We start from the raw sequence: 15,147 nt of genomic DNA, 5'->3' as shown, positions 1-15,147 counted from the left end.
TATGCAAGATGTTCAAATCAAACATGAAGATTTAGGTCTATCAAATGAAGATGTACTTGCTATGTTCGAAACAATGTTAATGGCTAGAAGACTAGATGAACGTATGTGGTTGTTAAATCGTTCAGGTAAAATTCCGTTTGTTATCTCTTGTCAGGGACAGGAGGCAGCACAAGTTGGGGCAGCCTTTGCTCTTGATAAGGATAAAGATTATATCGCACCATATTATCGAGATATGGGTGTGGTGTTACATTTCGGAATGACACCAAAAGAGCTAATGTTGTCCGCTTTTGCCAAGGCCGAGGACCCAAATTCAGGCGGTCGCCAAATGCCTGGACATTTTGGACAAAAGAAAAATCGTATATTGACGGGATCCTCACCAGTTACAACACAAGTACCACATGCAGTGGGCATAGCGCTTGCGGGACGATTACAAAACGAGGACTTCGTTTCCTTTGTTACGTTAGGTGAAGGATCATCTAACCAAGGGGATTTCCATGAAGGGGCAAACTTCGCAGGTGTGCATAAACTGCCAGTTATTATTATGGTAGAAAATAATCAATACGCAATCTCAGTACCAGTAGAGCGCCAGTTAGGCTGTGCTAAAGTATCTGATCGAGGCATTGGCTACGGTATGCCGGGTGTGACTGTCGATGGTAAGTGTCCATTGCAAGTATATAAAGTTATTAAAGAAGCAGCAGATCGTGCACGTAGCGGTGGTGGCCCAAGTCTAATAGAAACAGTGACTTTCCGATTAACAGCGCATTCTTCTGATGATGATGATCGTCAATATCGAACAGCAGAAGATATTGCAGAAGGAAAGGCTAAAGACCCTATTGTGTTATTCGAAAAGTATTTGCAAGATGTTGGCGTGATGACAGAAACGCTTCGTACTGAAATAGAAGAACGTGTCATGGCAGAGGTGAATGAGGCGACAGATTATGCTGAAGCAGCACCTTATGCGAAGCCTGAAGAGGCCTTGAAATACGTATATGCACCAGTGGACGGAGGTGACGTGTAATGGCAGTAATGTCTTATATTGATGCGATTACATTAGCGATGAAAGAAGAGATGGAACGCGATGAGCGAGTTTTCATTTTAGGAGAGGACGTTGGCCGCAAAGGCGGTGTTTTCAAAGCAACTACTGGTCTTTACGAGCAATTTGGTGAATATCGAGTGCTTGATACGCCGCTTGCAGAAAGTGCGATTGCAGGAGTTGGAATTGGCGCAGCAATGTATGGCATGCGCCCCATTGCTGAAATGCAATTTGCTGACTTCATCATGCCGGCTGTTAACCAAATCGTGTCAGAGGCAGCGAAAATTCGTTATCGTTCAAACAATGACTGGACTTGTCCCATTGTAGTACGTGCACCATTTGGTGGAGGGATACATGGGGCGCTTTATCATTCGCAATCAGTAGAATCACTTTTTGCGGGTACACCAGGATTGAAAATTGTTATTCCATCAACACCTTATGATGCCAAGGGCTTATTAAAAGCAGCAATACGCGACGAAGATCCGGTCTTATTTTTCGAACATAAACGCGCATATCGACTGATAAAGGGTGAGGTTCCATTAGATGACTATACGCTCCCAATAGGTAAAGCGGATGTCAAGCGCGAAGGTGATGATGTTACTGTTATTACGTATGGGCTAGCTGTACATTTTGCTTTACAAGCAGCAGAAAGACTAGCGGCTGATGGCATTTCTGCGCATATTCTTGACTTACGTACGGTCTATCCACTAGATAAAGAAGCGATTATTGAAGCTGCTAGTAAAACAGGTAAAGTATTACTAGTCACTGAGGACAATAAAGAGGGAAGCATTATGAGTGAGGTTGCAGCAATAATCGCAGAGCATTGCTTATTTGATCTTGATGCGCCAATTCAACGTTTAGCAGGTCCGGACGTGCCAGCGATGCCATATGCACCAACGATGGAAAAGTTTTTCATGATTAATCCTGAAAAAGTAGAAAAAGCGATGCGACAGTTAGCTGCATTTTAAACATATTCGATAACATTCTTACGCCGCTATAAATGGTGAGAGAAGTACTAATTTGTAGTAACTATTGAGTGGGCGTAAGGGGCGCTTGCTGGAACAGTTAAAGCCTCCGGCGGATGTCACGAGTTTGGAATTATGGTCTATGCAAAATTCAGACTTATTTTCGTCGAGGCCTAATTGATGGGAGGAATAAATGATGGCGATTCAAAATATTACAATGCCACAGCTTGGTGAAAGTGTGACAGAGGGTACGATTGAAAAGTGGCTCGTACAACCAGGCGATAAGGTAAAAAAATATGATCCATTAGCAGAAGTTGTAACCGATAAAGTAAATGCAGAAATCCCATCTTCCTTTGAAGGGGTTATTACAGAGCTACTTGCAGAGGAAGGGCAAACTTTACCTGTTGGAGCAGTTGTTTGTTCAATTGAAATAGCGGGTGACAGTGAATTACCACCACCACCTCCTGCGAAAAAATCAGCAGTAAGCACAGCGATTTTAAATGCAGGCGTTCAAAAAAAACAAGAAACGCCTAAGGCAACTACAGCTACTATTACTGCTGAAAAGCCAGTACGACAGAATAAAGGTCGCTACTCACCAGCTGTACTAAGACTTGCACAAGAGCATGATATTGCACTTGAACACGTTACTGGAACAGGTGAAGGCGGGCGAATAACAAGAAAAGACCTGCAGCAATTGATAGATGCTGGACATGTGCCGACGACACAGGCAACACCTTCTGAGCCAGTGGCTACCACTGCTGTTCCGCAGGCAACATCGGCACCAGTATCACAGGAAAAACCAGTCCTATCATCAGCTGTTCATGCAGGCGATATAGAAATACCTGTAACAAAGGTGCGCCGTGCCATTGCTAATAATATGGTGCGTAGTGCCCAAGAAGTGCCGCATGCTTGGATGATGATGGAAGTTGATGTCACAGATTTAGTTGCTTACCGAGATAGTATTAAGTCAGAGTTTAAGCAAAAAGAAGGCTTTAATATTACGTACTTTGCATTCTTTGTCAAAGCCGTTGCACAGGCTTTAAAGGAATTCCCGATGATGAACTCCATGTGGGCAGAAGACAAAATCATTCAAAAGCATGATATTCATATTTCCATTGCAGTTGCAACAGATGATGCGTTATATGTTCCTGTTATAAAACATGCAGATGAAAAATCTATTAAAGGTATTGCCAGAGATATACATGAGCTTGCTACAAAAGTTCGTGCAGGAAAACTAACGATGGATGATATTAAAGGCGGCACATTTACAGTAAATAATACAGGTGCTTTTGGTTCTGTTCAGTCTATGGGCATTATTAATTATCCGCAGGCAGCCATTTTACAAGTGGAAAGTATTGTTAAAAAACCAGTTGTCTTACCAGGTGGTATGTTTGCAGCGCGTGATATTGTGAATTTATGTTTATCTTTGGATCATCGTGTATTAGATGGATTAGTTTGTGGTAAATTCCTAAATAGAGTAAAAGAAATACTCGAAAATACAAATTTATCCTCAACGTCAGTCTACTGACGACTTGTCGGAAACCTGTTGTATAACGGTTTCCGATTTTTTTTTGCTTTTCGAGTCGCAATTTGTCATGTAGAATAACAAATAGAAACTACTAAGGGGGGAAGCTGATTAAGCGTCCGCATGTCAAACAACATGAAAAATATAGAATTTGAAAAGCCGTCCTTTTCAGAATGGCAAGATGCAGCAATCAAAGCTTTAAAAGGGAAACCATTCGAGTCTCTTTTAACGAAAACAAGTGAAGGTATTACATTAGAACCTCTTTACACACAAGAAAGTTTAGTAGCAAAACTTGGTGAAGAACTTGATAAACAAGTTGCCACAATCCGTTCCCTACAAAATAGACAAGTATTTCGTGTGGCACAACAAGTTTATGCAGACACAAGCGAAGCATTCTTTGCACAACTTGATGATAGCTTAGCTCGTGGTAATGAAATCGTAACAGTTGATAGCCGTGTAAACTTTGAATGGACAGAAGAAGTAGTGGCACAATTAGCGACTTATTTCTCAGAATATTCATTTAAAATTACCGTAAAAAGCGCAAAAGACCCTTTATTAGCAGTATTTGACAACATCGCTGCTGACAAACGTAAAGTTGTTAACGGTTTCATTGTATCTCAAAATCCAATCACTCTTGCGGACTTCCCTAATGTACGCACTTATGTGGCTGACACAATAGTTTATCACAATGAAGGTGCGAATGCTGTGCAAGAATTGGCGTATGCGCTTGCAACTGCGGCAAAATATGCAGAGCAAGAAGAAAGCTTTGAAGCATTCTCGAAGAAATTTTATGTTTCATTTGCAGTGGATACACAGTTCTTTACAGAAATTGCAAAACTCCGTGCTTTTAAAGTTCTTTGGAAAGCGTTCTCATCTGCTTATGGCATAACAGAAAACGTAAAAATTCCGACTGTAGTAGAAACTTCACTTCGTAGTTTCTCTAAATTAGACGTTTATGTAAACTTACTGCGAGCTGCAAATGAAGCGCTTTCTGGACTAATTGGCGGTGCGGATGTCTTTACAGTTCACCCACATGATGCGTTAACGAAACCAACAGAACAATCTGTTCGTATTGCTCGAAACGTATCATTAGTATTAAAAGAAGAAACAAATGTCCTAAAAATAACCGATCCAGCAGGTGGTTCATACTTCATTGAATCATTAACTGCAGACTTCATGAAAAAGGCATGGGCATTATTCCTAGAAATCGAAGCAGCTGGGGGCATGGACGCTTACACAGCATCCGGTAAATTAGCGGCAGAACTAGAAGTATCTTACCAAGCACGTCTGAAAGCAGCACAAACTCGTAAGCAATCATTAATTGGTACGAACATTTATGCGAATCCTGCAGACGATCTTGTCCATGAAACAAACCCACTATTTGCAGAAATTAAGCGTATTGCTGTACCTTTCGAGCAATTGCGTGCTGACATGACCGCCGCTAATGTGAAAACAGGTATTTTAGCTTTAGGCTCCTTGAAAAGTTCAAAACCGCGTGCTGATTTCGTATCTGGTTTCTTGAACACGATGGGTCTGGTTCCAGAAAAAAGCGAACCAGTAACAACAGTTGAGGAGGCTTTAGCTTGGTTAAATGCCACAGATGCTAAATATGTTGTTATTGCAGCAAGTGATGACCATACAAAAGCATTAGTACCAGCCATTTTGGCAGGTAAACCAGCAGATGTGATGATAGACGTTGCAGGTAAATTTAAAGACGAAGAAGAAGCTTGGTTAGCAAATGGCTTAAACGGCTTTATTTTCGCAGGACAAAACATCATTGAAAAATTAAATTCAGTGTTCGCTAGCATGAAGGAGGTCCAACGATGAGCAAGCCAAATTTTAGTGCTGTTGAAATCGAAAAAGTATTAACAGTGGAAGCACCAGCGGCGTCAGAAGAAAAATTCATGACGAACGAGGGAATTGAAATAAAAGATATCTATACAAAAGAAGATATCAAAGATGCAAAACACTTAAATGACGTGGCAGGTATTGCGCCAAACACACGTGGGCCATACCCTACTATGTATGTTGCTCGTCCTTGGACTGTACGACAATATGCAGGTTTCTCAACTGCTGAGGAATCCAATGCTTTCTACAAACGAAACCTTGCTATGGGTCAAAAAGGTCTGTCAGTGGCCTTTGACTTAGCAACACACCGTGGCTATGATTCTGACCATCCACGTGTAACTGGTGATGTTGGTAAAGCAGGGGTAGCGATTGACTCTGTAGAAGATATGAAAATTTTATTTGACCAAATTCCTTTAGATCAAATGTCGGTTTCAATGACAATGAATGGTGCTGTTTTACCAGTACTTGCATTCTATATCGTTGCAGCTGAGGAGCAAGGCGTTACACCTGATCAACTAGCTGGTACAATCCAAAACGATATTTTAAAAGAATATATGGTGCGTAACACATATATTTACCCACCAGCAATGTCGATGAAAATTATTGCAGATATTTTCGAATATACTGCGAAATTCATGCCGAAGTTTAACTCAATTTCTATTTCTGGTTATCATATTCAAGAAGCGGGTGCAACGAACGACATCGAGCTTGCCTATACACTTGCAGATGGACTTGAATATGTTCGTACAGGTCTAAAAGCTGGTATTGACATCGATGCCTTTGCACCGCGTTTATCTTTCTTCTGGGCAATTGGTATGAACTATTACATGGAAGTTGCGAAAATGCGTGCTGCTCGTCGTATTTGGGCGCAAATGATGTCAACATTCAATCCGAAAAACCCAAAAACATTAGCATTACGTACACATTCACAAACATCTGGTTGGTCCTTAACAGAACAAGATCCATTCAATAATGTGACACGTACTTTAATCGAAGCAAATGCATCTTCAATGGGTCATACACAATCATTGCATACAAACGCACTTGATGAAGCCATCGCTTTACCAACAGACTTCTCTGCGCGTATTGCACGTAATACACAGTTATTCTTACAAGAAGAAACTGCTATGACGAAAGTAATCGATCCATGGGGTGGTTCCTACTACGTTGAGAAATTAACAGATGAAATTACCCAATCTGCTTGGGCATTAATTGAAGAGATTGAAGAGCTTGGCGGCATGGCGAAAGCGATTGAAACAGGTCTTCCAAAAATGAAAGTTGAAGAAGCTGCCGCAAAACGACAAGCAAAAATCGACTCTAAATCAGAAACAATTGTGGGTGTAAATAAATATCGTTTAGACAAAGAAGAACCTATTGATATTCTCGACATCGACAATACGCTTGTACGTCAAAAGCAAATTGAGCAATTAGATGCGATGAAGGCATCTCGTGATGAGGCTGAAGTGCAAAAGCATTTAGCTCGACTAACAAAAGCGGCACAAGATGGTGAAGAAAACTTACTAGCTGTAGCTGTTGACGCAGCCCGTGCACGTGCATCACTAGGTGAAATTTCAGATGCTATTGAAGTTGTATCAGGTCGCCATAAAGCGATTATCCGTTCTATCTCTGGCGTATATTCTGCAAACTTCTCTGACGAAGAGCAAATTACTGAAGTGAAAAATATGACAGATGAATTCCTTGAAAATGAAGGACGCCGTCCACGTATTTTAGTCGCAAAAATGGGCCAAGATGGCCATGACCGAGGTGCGAAAGTTATTGCTACAGGCTATGCTGACCTAGGGTTTGATGTAGATATTTCACCCTTATTCATGACACCAGAGGAAACTGCACAGATGGCAGTTGAAAATGATGTGCATTGTATCGGCGTATCCTCTTTAGCAGCTGGTCATAAAACATTGGTACCAGCGCTGGTTGCTGAATTAACAAAGTTAGGGCGCGAAGACATTATTATTATTGTTGGAGGTGTTATTCCAGCACAAGATTATGATTTCCTTTATGAAGCTGGCGCAGTTGCAATCTTTGGACCAGGTACAGTTATTCCTGTTTCAGCAATTAAAATTATCGAGGAAATCTATAAACGTTTAGGTTACGAGGAAGTGTCTAAATAATGGACAAAAACAAAGGGACGCAGGAAAGTGCACTATTTGTCATGGGTGGCGTAGAGGCATCTCACGACGGTATGCAATACGGTGTACCGAAAAAATTCCGAAAGAAAAAAGTAGACAAAATTGATATACAGGAGCTTGCGCGTGAAGTACGTGCAGGCTCTCGTACGCAATTGTCGAAGGCCATTACGCTTATTGAAAGCTCGAACACAGCCCATAAAGTGCAGGCACAAGAGTTATTACAAGAGCTTCTGGCGCATACAGGAAATAGTGTCAGAATTGGTATTACGGGCGTACCTGGTGCAGGAAAGAGTTCATTCATTGAAGCTTTCGGAACAATGCTTTGTGAGATGGGGAAAAGGGTAGCGGTCCTTGCTATAGACCCGAGTTCTTCTTTATCGGGTGGCAGTATTCTAGGCGATAAAACACGTATGGAAGAGCTTGTGAAAAAGCCAAATGCGTTTGTACGTCCATCACCGTCTGCTGGTACCCTTGGGGGTGTTCATAAAAAGACGCGTGAGACGATGCTTGTCTGTGAGGCAGCAGGCTATGATGTCATTTTAATTGAGACGGTTGGTGTTGGGCAAAGTGAAACGTATGTCCGAGGTATGGTTGATTTCTTCTTACTGCTAGTATTGACGGGCGCAGGAGATGAGCTGCAAGGCATGAAAAAGGGCATTATGGAATTAGCTGATGCCATTGTCGTGCATAAAGCCGATGGCGATAATGTACGTCTAGCGAAAAAAACTGTATCCGAGTATAAGCAAATTTTGCATTTCCTTCAGCCAGCAACACCCGGTTGGATGTCTACAGCGATGCCAGTTAGTTCGTGGGAAAAACGGGGGCTCGACAAAGTTTGGGATACAATAGGCGAATTTAGAGAGACTGTTGAAGCCAATAAATACTGGTCCATAAGGCGCCAAAATCAGACAAAAGAATGGTTCCAGTCAATGATTACTGACCATTTAATTGATACATTTTATGGGGATCCGGAACGTAAAGCTCAGGTACAACTTTTTGAGCGACAAATTCTCAATGGACAACTGACAGTCACACAAGGTGTAGATCGTTTGTTTAGCGATGAGCAGGCACAGAAATAATGTACGCTTTTATATGAGCATGTAGGTGCACAAAATCGTCACTTACTGCTATGATAGGAGATGTATTAGCGTTTTAATATCTAAAGTATCGCTTTAGATGGCGCGAACTTGAAAGGAGCTATCGCTTTATGAATATGGATTACGATTTATTTATGCAAGAAATTTTAAAAACAGCACGTGCTGAAATTGAGGCAGCAGGTTATGAGCAGTTACGCACACCAGAAGCTGTTGAAGAGGCGTTTGCGCGTCCAGGAACAACATTAGTTATGGTGAACTCAGTTTGTGGATGTGCAGGAGGTATTGCACGTCCAGCAGCAACACAATGCGTGCATTACGATAAACGTCCAGACCATCTTGTAACTGTTTTTGCGGGGCAAGATAAAGATGCAACAGCGGCAGCTCGTTACCACTTTGGTGAAGACCACTTACCATCATCTCCATCATTTGTTCTGCTAAAAGATGGACAAGTAGTAGCAGAAGTTGGGCGCTATGAAATCGAAGGTCATGACCCAATGTCAGTTGTGACAAATTTGCAAGCAAATTTTGAAGAATACTGCGAAGAACTATAAGATTCATACGACTATGACTAGAGTGTTTCGAGCACTTTAGTCATATTCCTTTTTCGAATTTTTGTAATATTGGCTATTTTTGTAGATGAACACTTGAACAATTTCCCCGCTATTAATGGATGACTTTGTTATGCTTCCTTATTGTTACTAAGTTGATAGGAGTGCCTACAACTTGAGCCTTGAAAATGAGCTGTGGAGCAAGACTCTTATATGAAACAGAGTAGCAAAAAAGCCTAAAAGCGCCCATTTCAGTAGCAACACTCGCATGAACATCTTCTATTAGTACCGCAATGTGTAGGGGATTTAACAAGGAAGTAAGTCCACTCAGATACAGCATCAACGATTACAATTCACAGTAGCTAATGAATAAAAATTTGTTAAGAACTTTGCAGGATGGGAGGCAGTCGACTTGAAAAAGTTTTCAATCGGCTATCGTACATTAAAAACAGCAATTGGTGCATCCATTGCCATTGCCATTGCCCAGTATTTCGATTTAGCTTCTTATGCGTCAGCTGGTATTTTAACGATACTATGTGTGCAACCGACAAAGAAAAAATCTCTTCACGCTGCCTATACACGCTTCATCGCAAGTATGGTCGGCATGCTCTATGCATTTGTGAGTTTTGAACTATTTACGTATCATCCACTGACGTTAGCAGGCATGCTTGTGCTGTTTATACCAACAATTGTGTCATTAAAGGTAGCAGATGGCTTTGTCTCTAGTGCGGTTATTATTATGCATATCTACGCAGCTGAGGGCTTTTCATTATCACTTGTTTATAATGAGTTGGCATTAATGGCGATTGGTTATGGAACAGGGATTGCGATTAATATGTATATGCCAGATATTCAAAAAGAATTAAATTATTATCGGCTGAAAATCGAGGAACTTTACAGTAAGATTTTTTTAGAAATTGCCGTGTATTTAAGAGAAGGCGATACTTTATGGGGCGGACAGGAATTAATTGAAGCTATCAAAGTATTGAATAGTGCTAAGTCATTAGCGTTTAAAGATGTTGAAAACCATTTTACGAGACGAGAAAATGATTATTATGTGTATTTTGATATGCGTGAACAACAGCTAGAAATAATTGAGCGAGTGTTACCAAAAGTGACGGCACTTCCTGTTATAGTACAAGAGGCTTCGATTGTGGCAGACTTTTTGCAGGACTTAGGAGAGCATGTTCATTCAGGGAATACGGCAGTCCATTTTAGGGAGAAATTAGAGCGCGTGAAACGAGATTTTTCTCAATTACCATTGCCCATAAACCATGCTGAATTTTTAGCGCAAGCGGCTCTCTATCAATTTATCGAAGAAATGGACCGTTATTTAGAAATAAAGCAATCATTTAAAGGATTGAAGGCAAAGAAAGAGCGCCCACAGTAGTGTGGACGCCTATCATTCCTTTAGACTAGCATTGATAAACCGAATGCAAGAGATGAAATTAGCATGATTACTATCATGGCATAAATAACGATTTTCTGAAATTTTTTATTACTCATATGCTCGTTCGCTCCTTCTTTTCTTATAAATAGTTTAGCAAATCTGAAAAATTTCTCAAGTAGTAGAGTTTTGACAAAAAAGTCTGTAAAATAGATTATGTACCATAACAGAAGGAGATGTCACCATGGAGAAAGTAGATCATATTGGGATTGCGGTGCGTGATCTTGATGAACGCATTACATATTATACAGAAACTTTAGGATTAAAGTTACTAAAAGTGGAAGAAGTTGAATCTCAACAGGTACGCGTTGCATTCATCGACGCTGGCAACGTAAAAATTGAGTTATTAGAACCAATGAGTGAGAAAAGCGCTATTCACGGATTCATCGAAAAACGTGGGGAAGGTATTCACCATGTTGCATTCGGTGTAACAGGGATTCGTGAGCGTATGGCAGAACTTCGTGAAAAAGGCGTACGTCTTTTATCTGATGAGCCTGGCCCAGGTGCTGGTGGTGCAGAGGTTGCATTCATGCATCCTAAATCATCTTTCGGTGTGTTGTATGAATTATGCGATAAAAGTGGAAAAGGGGATAAGTGATCAGTATGGATATGTTCGACAAAATTAATGACTTGTATGATCGTAAGACGGTAATTGAACTTGGTGGTGGCTATGAGCGCATCGAGAAGCAACATGAAAAAGGCAAATTAACGGCTCGTGAACGTATTGAATTATTACTAGACGAAGGTACTTTTTTCGAGATTAACCCATTCATTACACACCGTACAGTAGACTTCGGTATGGACAAAATGGAAGGCCCTGGGGACGGTGTAGTAACTGGTTTCGGTAAAATTAACGGACGTCCTGTATACTTGTTCTCTCAAGATTTCACTGTATTCGGTGGCGCACTTGGTGAAATGCACGCGAAGAAAATGGCGACAGTAATGGATCTTGCTGCGAAGAATGGTACACCATTCATTGGTATCAACGATTCAGGTGGCGCACGTATTCAAGAGGGTGTTCTTTCCCTTGATGGTTACGGTCATATTTTCTACCGTAATGCAATCTACTCTGGTGTAATTCCACAAATCTCTGTCATTATGGGTCCATGTGCGGGTGGTGCTGTATATTCTCCAGCAATCACAGACTTTATCCTAATGGTAGATAAAACATCTCAAATGTTCATTACTGGACCAAAAGTAATCGAAACGGTAACAGGAGAAAAAATTTCTGCTGAAGACCTTGGTGGTTCAAAAGTTAATAATGCAATTAGTGGAAATGCTCACTTCCGTGCTCCTTCAGAAGAGGCAGCTGTTGATCAAATTAAACAATTATTAAGCTATTTACCGCAAAACAATAAAGAGAAAGCACCTCGTCAAGCGAAGCCAGAGGGTGACGACTACCGTCCAGAAATCGTCGATACTGTGCCGATTGAAACAACTCGACCATACGATGTGCGTAAAGTAGTAGCACAAGTAGTGGACGAAGGTTCCTTCATGGAAGTTCACGCAGAATTTGCGAAAAACGTTGTAGTTGGTTTTGCACGTATCGCAGGTGAATCGGTAGGTCTTGTATGTAACCAACCAAAAGTATTAGCTGGTGGTCTTGATATCGACTCTTCAGACAAAGCAGCACGTTTCATCCGTACTTGTGACGCATACAATGTACCAATCATTACATTTGAAGACGTTTCTGGTTTCTTCCCAGGCGTTAAACAAGAACATGGTGGTATCATCCGTCATGGTGCAAAAATCCTGTATGCATACTCAGAAGCAACTGTACCGAAAATTACAGTTATCCTGCGTAAAGCATACGGTGGTGCGTATGTTGCACTTAACTCTAAATCTATCGGCGCTGACCTTGTATTCTCTTGGCCAAACGCTGAAATCGCTGTTATGGGTGCTGCAGGTGCAGCAAATATTATCTTCGCGCGTGAAATTGCAAAATCTGATGATCCAGAAGCAACACGTGCAGCAAAAATCGAAGAATACAAAGAAAAATTTGCAAACCCTTATGTTGCAGCATCTCGCGGTATGGTAGACGATGTTATCGATCCTCGTGATACGCGTATTAAGCTCATCCAAGGTTTAGATATGCTATCCAATAAACAAGAAACACGTCCAGAGAAAAAACACGGTAATATTCCGCTATAAGTTGGACGGACGAGCCCAGTAACCATTTGTTACTGGGTTTTTCTTGTGTAAGACAGCAAAATAATCACCCGAAATGACAGATTATTGAAACATTTTTTAGGTTCATTCGTACAACTATATAAGGGGAGTTGAGATGAATGGAATGGCAACAATTACAAAAAGATCAAGAAATGATTCATGCACAGTTAAGAAAGGCTAGTAGGTTAAGTGAACAAAAGCTTTTAATTGAAGGGCAAATCGACCATGCACAACGGGACATTAACAACCATTCAACAGCACTCAATCATATTCGGAGTAGACTCGACAAGTTAGAAGGATTTTCGTTCATGAATATGATTCGTACATGGACTGGACAACAAGATGAGCTACGTGCAGAGAAAATTGATAAAGCAGCAATTCTAGAGTTAAAAATAAAAGAAGCGCACAATATGCTACAAGACTTGACGGAGGATCTTGGGCAGGTACATACAAAATTAGCTCAAATCAATGAACAACAACTACAAGAAAACTTATCTCAATTGAATGCAAAAAAGAAAGGTTATCTCCAATTACATGCACCAGAAAAAGCACAGAGATTAGCACAATTGGCAAATGAAGAAATGTTAACAAAGCTACTTCTGATAGAAATAAAAGAAGCCGAAGAAGCAGGAGATTTCGCTCTTACGAAACTTGGACAAGCAGCAGCTTCATTGCATTCAGCAAATGGTTACTCGACTTGGGATACGTTTTTTGGTGGTGGTCTAATTGCTACTCATTTAAAGCATGACGCTCTCGATAAAACCGAAAGCTATCTTCATAATGCTCAAATTGCTTTACAACGTTTTCAAAATGAGCTTTTAGACGTTCAGGATATGGCTACTAAATCTCTACACATTGAGACGGATGGCTTTGTGAAATTTGCCGATTATTTCTTTGATGATATTTTTTCAGCGTGGTCTGTGCATTCAAAAATATCGACAGCAAGAGAACAGGTATCTCGTGTACAGGATGATGTACATAATACCATTTGGCGCTTGCAGGATAAACATACTAAAGCAATTGACTATTTAGAGACATTACAACAAGAAAAGGATGCTATTTTACAACTTTAACGAAACCTGTGGGAAGGGAATCACACCTCTTTTCACAGGTATTTCTTTGTGCTTCCCCATAAAAGGAAAGATATCTCATGTGATTTATTTCAACTCTACATTGGTTGTGCTAAAATAATACCTATACTATGACGTGGAATAACACGTAAACTAAGGGAGTCTTACAATATGACAAGTCGTTTAGTAGAAGAGTTTTTTGAACTCGTACAAATCGATTCAGAAACAAAATATGAGCAAGTGATTGCTCCCATTTTAATCGACAAATTAACTGCACTCGGATTCACAGTAGAGCAAGATGATGCGCATACGCGTAATGGACATGGTGCAGGAAATTTAATAGCTACTTTAAAAGGTACTTTAGATGTAGCGCCAATTTATTTCACTTGTCATATGGATACAGTCGTACCCGGAAAAGGCATAAAACCATCCATTCGTGAGGATGGCTATATCGTTTCTGATGGTACAACAATATTAGGTGCTGATGATAAAGCGGGTATGGCAGCATTATTTGAAATGGTGAAGCGCTTAAAAGAGCAAAATATTGCACATGGGGATATTGAATTTATCATTACCGCAGGAGAAGAAAGTGGTCTAGCTGGAGCAAAAGAATTAGATCCTTCGAGAATTAAAGCAAAATATGGCTTTGCAGTAGATAGTGATGGCAAAGTTGGCGGTATCGTGACAGCAGCTCCATTCCAAGCAAAAGTTTTCGCAAAGATAATTGGTAAAACAGCTCATGCAGGTGTTGCACCAGAAAAAGGTATTTCGGCAATTACAGTTGCTTCAAAATGTATAGCACAAATGAAACTTGGCCGCTTAGATGAAGAAACAACTGCAAATATTGGTCGTTTTGAAGGCGGTCAGGCAACCAATATTGTCTGTGACGAAGTGATGATTTTAGCAGAAGCACGTTCTATTGATAATTCAAAATTAGACGCTCAAACAAAGCACATGCAGGATACCTTCGAGCAAGTGGCTGCAACAATGGGGGCGCGTGCTGAAGTAGAAGTGAAGCTGATGTACCCTGGCTTCCGTGTGACAGAAAATGATAAAGTGGTGCAAGTAGCGATGGCCGCAGCTCGTAACATTAATCGTACACCACAGCTTGGTATTTCTGGTGGCGGCTCAGATGCCAATATCATTGCAGGATTTGGTATTCCTACGGTAAATTTATCTGTTGGTTATGAAGATATTCATACAACAAATGAAAAAATCCCAGTAGAAGAATTAGAAAAATTAGCAGATTTACTTGTCGAAGTAGTCAAAGAAACAGCGAAAAAATAACATAGAATTAG

General features: G+C 40.6%; 13 protein-coding genes. 12 read left to right on the top strand and 1 reads right to left on the bottom strand.

Going from position 1 to position 15,147, the window contains the following annotated elements; translation table 11 throughout:
- The first annotated feature begins 1 nt into the window (after nt 1).
- The 8 genes from C9J31_RS14290 to C9J31_RS14255 all read left to right on the top strand — a co-directional run bounded on the left by C9J31_RS14290 (nt 2) and on the right by C9J31_RS14255 (nt 10,553).
- Entirely contained in the window at nt 2-1,018 is a 1,017-nt protein-coding gene (locus C9J31_RS14290; protein WP_107949431.1) for a thiamine pyrophosphate-dependent dehydrogenase E1 component subunit alpha, read from the top strand.
- Nucleotides 1,018-2,001 carry an alpha-ketoacid dehydrogenase subunit beta gene (locus C9J31_RS14285; RefSeq protein WP_107923890.1) on the top strand — a complete coding sequence of 328 codons (984 nt, stop codon included), beginning with the start codon at nt 1,018-1,020 and terminating at the stop codon, nt 1,999-2,001. Before C9J31_RS14290 ends, C9J31_RS14285 begins: the two co-directional genes overlap by 1 nt.
- 193 nt (nt 2,002-2,194) lie before the next feature.
- Nucleotides 2,195-3,526, top strand: a complete 1,332-nt coding sequence (locus C9J31_RS14280; RefSeq protein ID WP_107949433.1) for a dihydrolipoamide acetyltransferase family protein — start codon at nt 2,195-2,197, stop codon at nt 3,524-3,526.
- 132 nt (nt 3,527-3,658) lie between these two features.
- Nucleotides 3,659-5,350, top strand: a complete 1,692-nt coding sequence (locus tag C9J31_RS14275) for a methylmalonyl-CoA mutase family protein (RefSeq protein ID WP_420798418.1) — start codon at nt 3,659-3,661, stop codon at nt 5,348-5,350.
- A complete protein-coding gene (gene scpA, locus C9J31_RS14270; RefSeq protein ID WP_107923892.1) occupies nt 5,347-7,500 on the top strand; it encodes a methylmalonyl-CoA mutase in 2,154 nt (717 codons plus the stop codon). Before C9J31_RS14275 ends, scpA begins: the two co-directional genes overlap by 4 nt.
- Nucleotides 7,500-8,597 carry a methylmalonyl Co-A mutase-associated GTPase MeaB gene (meaB, locus tag C9J31_RS14265; protein ID WP_107949437.1) on the top strand — a complete coding sequence of 366 codons (1,098 nt, stop codon included), beginning with the start codon at nt 7,500-7,502 and terminating at the stop codon, nt 8,595-8,597. Before scpA ends, meaB begins: the two co-directional genes overlap by 1 nt.
- 128 nt (nt 8,598-8,725) lie before the next feature.
- The gene (locus tag C9J31_RS14260) at nt 8,726-9,166 is read left to right on the top strand and encodes a BrxA/BrxB family bacilliredoxin (protein WP_054767492.1); all 441 of its coding nucleotides are present in this window, start codon (nt 8,726-8,728) and stop codon (nt 9,164-9,166) included.
- Nucleotides 9,167-9,575: 409 nt separating this feature from the next.
- A complete protein-coding gene (locus C9J31_RS14255; RefSeq protein ID WP_107949439.1) occupies nt 9,576-10,553 on the top strand; it encodes an aromatic acid exporter family protein in 978 nt (325 codons plus the stop codon).
- Nucleotides 10,554-10,573: 20 nt separating this feature from the next.
- Here C9J31_RS14255 and prli42 read toward each other — a convergent pair whose 3' ends face one another.
- Nucleotides 10,574-10,669 (bottom strand): stressosome-associated protein Prli42, encoded by a 96-nt coding sequence (gene prli42 / locus C9J31_RS14250; protein ID WP_153062525.1) that lies wholly within the window; start codon nt 10,667-10,669, stop codon nt 10,574-10,576.
- A 125-nt stretch (nt 10,670-10,794) separates the two neighbouring features.
- Between prli42 and mce the strand changes: the two genes are divergently transcribed.
- The 4 genes from mce (at nt 10,795) to C9J31_RS14230 (ending at nt 15,136) form a co-directional block, all read left to right on the top strand.
- The gene (gene mce / locus C9J31_RS14245) at nt 10,795-11,208 is read left to right on the top strand and encodes a methylmalonyl-CoA epimerase (RefSeq protein WP_107949440.1); all 414 of its coding nucleotides are present in this window, start codon (nt 10,795-10,797) and stop codon (nt 11,206-11,208) included.
- 5 nt (nt 11,209-11,213) lie between these two features.
- On the top strand, nt 11,214-12,761 hold the full coding sequence (locus C9J31_RS14240) for an acyl-CoA carboxylase subunit beta (protein WP_107923895.1): 1,548 nt from the start codon (nt 11,214-11,216) through the stop codon (nt 12,759-12,761).
- Nucleotides 12,762-12,898: 137 nt separating this feature from the next.
- Nucleotides 12,899-13,852, top strand: a complete 954-nt coding sequence (locus C9J31_RS14235; RefSeq protein ID WP_107949442.1) for a hypothetical protein — start codon at nt 12,899-12,901, stop codon at nt 13,850-13,852.
- Nucleotides 13,853-14,020: 168 nt separating this feature from the next.
- Nucleotides 14,021-15,136: a M20/M25/M40 family metallo-hydrolase gene (locus C9J31_RS14230; protein ID WP_107923897.1), complete on the top strand. Its 1,116-nt coding sequence runs from the start codon at nt 14,021-14,023 to the stop codon at nt 15,134-15,136.
- Nucleotides 15,137-15,147 lie beyond the last annotated feature (11 nt).

It is taken from the genome of Lysinibacillus parviboronicapiens, assembly GCF_003049605.2.
GTDB classification, from domain to species: Bacteria; Bacillota; Bacilli; order Bacillales_A; family Planococcaceae; genus Lysinibacillus; species Lysinibacillus parviboronicapiens.
This window is presented reverse-complemented; position numbering and strand designations above follow the sequence as displayed.

Coding starts and splice junctions, on each gene's coding strand:
- C9J31_RS14290 (WP_107949431.1), top strand. CDS start 2: ATGCAAGATGTTCAAATCAAACATGAAGATTTAGGTCTATCAAATGAA.
- C9J31_RS14285 (WP_107923890.1), top strand. CDS start 1,018: ATGGCAGTAATGTCTTATATTGATGCGATTACATTAGCGATGAAAGAA.
- C9J31_RS14280 (WP_107949433.1), top strand. CDS start 2,195: ATGGCGATTCAAAATATTACAATGCCACAGCTTGGTGAAAGTGTGACA.
- C9J31_RS14275 (WP_420798418.1), top strand. CDS start 3,659: ATGAAAAATATAGAATTTGAAAAGCCGTCCTTTTCAGAATGGCAAGAT.
- scpA (WP_107923892.1), top strand. CDS start 5,347: ATGAGCAAGCCAAATTTTAGTGCTGTTGAAATCGAAAAAGTATTAACA.
- meaB (WP_107949437.1), top strand. CDS start 7,500: ATGGACAAAAACAAAGGGACGCAGGAAAGTGCACTATTTGTCATGGGT.
- C9J31_RS14260 (WP_054767492.1), top strand. CDS start 8,726: ATGAATATGGATTACGATTTATTTATGCAAGAAATTTTAAAAACAGCA.
- prli42 (WP_153062525.1), bottom strand. CDS start 10,669: ATGAGTAATAAAAAATTTCAGAAAATCGTTATTTATGCCATGATAGTA.
- mce (WP_107949440.1), top strand. CDS start 10,795: ATGGAGAAAGTAGATCATATTGGGATTGCGGTGCGTGATCTTGATGAA.
- C9J31_RS14240 (WP_107923895.1), top strand. CDS start 11,214: ATGGATATGTTCGACAAAATTAATGACTTGTATGATCGTAAGACGGTA.
- C9J31_RS14235 (WP_107949442.1), top strand. CDS start 12,899: ATGGAATGGCAACAATTACAAAAAGATCAAGAAATGATTCATGCACAG.
- C9J31_RS14230 (WP_107923897.1), top strand. CDS start 14,021: ATGACAAGTCGTTTAGTAGAAGAGTTTTTTGAACTCGTACAAATCGAT.